This is a genomic window from Neisseria sp. P0021.S007 (genome assembly GCF_051956855.1).
Genome location: NZ_JBQCXA010001243.1, coordinates 1 through 511, shown reverse-complemented (window position 1 = coordinate 511; position 511 = coordinate 1). Strand labels below are relative to the sequence as shown.

The 511-nt window shown below is 58.9% G+C and carries 1 protein-coding gene; it reads right to left on the bottom strand.

What is annotated here, in order from left to right:
• The coding region (locus ACTHUR_RS18535) for an amidohydrolase family protein (protein ID WP_440400236.1) at nt 1–508 on the bottom strand (508 nt) is incomplete at its 3' end.
• Between the last annotated feature and the right edge of the window lie 3 nt (nt 509–511).

Below are 511 nucleotides of genomic sequence, written 5' to 3'. Positions count from 1 at the left end.
CGACTTTGAGATTCGGTACTTGCGCCAAAACGGGTTTCATCACGCGCTCGATAAAGGCGGCTTCGCGGTCGAAAATATCGATTTCGGGATCGGTTACTTCGCCGTGAACGAGGAACAGGATGCCCTGTTTTGCCATTTCTTCCAAAACGGGAATGAGTTTGAACAGGTCGGTTACGCCGGAATCGGAATTGGTGGTCGCGCCGGCAGGGTAGAGTTTGAAGGCAACGATGCCGGCGGCTTTGGCTTCGCGCACAAGTGCAGGCGTGGCTTGGTCGGTCAGGTAAAGCGTCATCAACGGCTCAAACGCGCTGCCTTCGGGCAATGCCGCCATGATGCGCGCTTTGTAGGCAAGCGCGTCGGCAACGCTGACGACGGGCGGTTTGAGATTGGGCATGATGACGGCACGCCCCATCTGGCGGGCGGTATAGGGGGCAACGGCTTTGAGCGCGTCGCCGTCGCGCAGGTGCAGGTGCATATCGTCGGGGCGGATGATGGTCAGGGTTTGCATGAG